Origin of the sequence: Candidatus Albibeggiatoa sp. nov. BB20 (assembly GCA_016744725.1) — a bacterium.
In the GTDB taxonomy this organism is placed as follows: domain Bacteria; phylum Pseudomonadota; class Gammaproteobacteria; order Beggiatoales; family Beggiatoaceae; genus Albibeggiatoa.
This window is the reverse complement of the sequence record JADGDW010000269.1, coordinates 1-3,052: the sequence shown is the minus strand read 5'-3', so window position 1 is coordinate 3,052 and position 3,052 is coordinate 1. Positions and strand designations below refer to the sequence as shown.

3 protein-coding genes are annotated in these 3,052 nt (G+C 37.8%); 2 read left to right on the top strand and 1 reads right to left on the bottom strand.

All coding sequences use genetic code 11. The features are described from left to right. The first annotated feature begins 85 nt into the window (after positions 1 to 85). The gene (locus ABXH34_RS18395) at positions 86 to 2,092 is read left to right on the top strand and encodes a glycosyltransferase (RefSeq protein WP_353573347.1); all 2,007 of its coding nucleotides are present in this window, start codon (positions 86 to 88) and stop codon (positions 2,090 to 2,092) included. Between the two features lie 108 nt (positions 2,093 to 2,200). Next, entirely contained in the window at positions 2,201 to 2,350 is a 150-nt protein-coding gene (locus ABXH34_RS18390; RefSeq protein WP_353573346.1) for a hypothetical protein, read from the top strand. A gap of 152 nt (positions 2,351 to 2,502) precedes the next feature. Here the strand turns inward: ABXH34_RS18390 and ABXH34_RS18385 are convergent. Further along, on the bottom strand, positions 2,503 to 3,052 hold a 550-nt coding region (locus ABXH34_RS18385; RefSeq protein WP_353573345.1), incomplete at its 5' end, for an MlaC/ttg2D family ABC transporter substrate-binding protein.

Genomic DNA, 3,052 nt, shown 5'->3' with positions numbered 1-3,052 from the left:
TTTATTAGCAGGTTGAAAATAGTACATTAATCATATAGATTAAACTCAAATAAATATAAAAAATACGTCTTTCAGGCAAATTATAGTGAAAAATCAGAATTTACCTACTTGTGATATTATAGTTCCTATTTTTAATAGTCTTTCTTATGTCAAAACGTGCATTGATTCCGTTTTAGCGCATACCGACTCAAATCAATATCAGCTTTATCTCATCAACGATGCCAGCGATAAAACCACTTCCAACTATTTAGAACAAATAGCCCAAAAATCCGAAAATATTCATTTAATCGTTAATTCTACAAATTTAGGCTTTGTAAAGTCCTGCAATCTTGGTATGTCAATAGCACAATCTCCTTATGTTTTACTATTAAATTCAGATGTCATTGTCTCGCCTAATTGGTTATTTAATTTAATGAAATGTGCAGAGTCTGACCAAAATATTGCAAGCGTAAACCCTATTACAAATAATGCAGATCAAATTGACTTAGCAATGACGCAGGGGAGTAATTTTTATGACATGAATTGGCAGTTGCAGGAAAAATTTGATGGGAAAACAATTGCTTTAGATGTGGTAACAGGTGTCGGATTTTGTTTGTTATTACGACAGTCTATTTTACAAAAAGTAGGGCTGTTTGATGAAGTTTATGGCAAAGGTTATTGTGAGGAATCTGACTTGTGTATGCGTCTAACAACACAAGGTTATCGCACTGTGCTGACACCAGATGTCTATGTGTATCATCAAGGTCAAGCCAGCTTTGCCCACAGCCATGAACGCTATATAGCCAATAGGCAAATTTTTGACCAACGCTGGAAAAGCGAATATTTGCGCCAATTCCATGCTTATAAAAAGACCAATCCGCTTAAAATGGTTCAAGAATTATTTCATACCCAACAACGCTGGCATCCTACTCCTGTCATCTGGACAAGTTATCGTAAGCTATTAAAACACTGGCAGCAAAAACAGTTTGCTAAATTCATCCTTGATGGTTTACGTGGTTTAAAACAAATGACTCATGCCATTGCTCCAATTCCAAACGCGGCATTGGTTGCTCAAAATACCCGACCCAAATGCTTGCGCGTGACTTACTTGGTTAATAAACTGGTGATTTCTGGCGGGATTTTATCTGTTGTGCAATTAGTCAATGAGTTGATTTTATTGGGTATTGAAGCACGGATTGCAACTTTATTTGTTGACCCAGAAATTCGTAACTGGCGATTGTTAACTGAGCCCATGTTATTTAAAAATGCACAAGATTTAACGATCCATTTGCCTGAAACCGATATTGTGGTGGCAACTCATTGGACAACCGCACCGTGGGCAGCAGAAATTCAGCAAGCTGATTTAGCTCAGCACACTGCCTATTATTTACAGGATTATGAAGCGTGGTTTTCAACCGAACACCAGAGCAAAAAAACGGTATTAGATACTTATGCTTTGATTGACAATAAAATTGTGACTTCAGATTGGCTACAACAGTTATTAGAAAATGATGGTTATGCCAGTGAGAAAATTTGTATTGGAACCGATTTAGATGTGTTTTATCCGCGTGATATAGAACCTAAATCACATCCTATATTGGTCACAATGGCGCGTCCTGGTACACCTTGGCGTGGTTTTAAATCAGCTGTACAAGCTTTGGCCGTGGTTAAACAGCAGTATCCTGAATTAGAGATTGTGTTTTTTGGAGATAATCACCTTTTTCGACAAGACATTGGATTTGAATATCGCGACGAGGGCGTAGTATCAAACCAAAACCATTTAGCAGCACTGTACTCTGAAGCGGACATGTTTTTAGATGCGTCTGATTATCAAGGATTTGGGCGTTTAGCACTGGAGGCGATGAGCTGTGGGACTGCTTGTATATTAACTAATGAAGGTGGGGTAACAGAATATGCTCGGCCTGACGAAAATTGTCTGACTGTACCTCCACGTAAGCCACACATTTTTGCCCAAGCCATTTTGCGTTTATTGAAAGACAACGCATTACGCCAACATTTGAGTTTGAATGGATTGGAAACTGTAAAGCAGTATTCTATACAGCAAGAAGCTGAACAAACATTAGCTTATTTCAATAGGATACAAAACAAGTAATAGACTTGGGTTTTGATTGTGGTTTTTTGTATTTTCTACAAACGACGATTAGATAATGTGTATTGTGGAAGTGCTAAGCATGGGGGTAAAAGGGGGGCACCAAATAAAATGCCATTTGTTGCAGCGATATCCTTAAACAAAGATGCTCATCCTATCTCAATGAATATTGTTGAAGGGTTCAAAACTAAAGGGATTGCGGCTTGGGCTGAACACCATTTCAGTACAGAGTGTGAATTTGTCTCTGATGGTTTGGTTTAAAGCGGTTCCAAAACACGGCTGCAAGCACACTCGTATTATAACTGAAGGAAGAGCTCAAACGTGACGCTTGAGCAATTTACATGAGTTAATACCATTTCTCATATTGGCTGATCATTATGAGTAATCAGGTAAATCTTAGTTTTAAAGCTAAATTATTGTCCTAAAAAACCTTCTAAAGTGTGTTGTTGAATTTGCTGATATAAAAATTGTCTGTAATATAGCATTGCACTCATCCCATTTGCAGATACGTCAAAGATTTTCCAAGCTTGTCCATTGTTATAAAGCCGAAATGAAATTAAAATTAACTTATCTTTTTCTTTATATACCTGCACTTTGATCATCACTTCACTATTTTTTGGGTTGACTAAAGGTTCGTTAAGCACAAAATGATATTGTTCGCTGCCACTGCCTAAATTTTTCACCAATGCGGTTAAAAACAATGCTTGCAAATAACGACTCAAACGCATCATCTGACTTGGAGTCGCTTGCTGGCGATAACGCCCAATAGCCCAATTGGCCATGTGATTGAAATCAAAATAAGGTAAAATTTCTTGCTCCAATCGTTGTAATAATAAGGCTTTATCTGTGTTGGGTGTGACTTGCTGATGTAGGGTTAGTAGGTTTTGTAGACCTTGCTGCAACACTTGACGCGGCTCTATTACTGGGATGGATTGTGCGGTATTCGGTTGTGCGACTATGGGC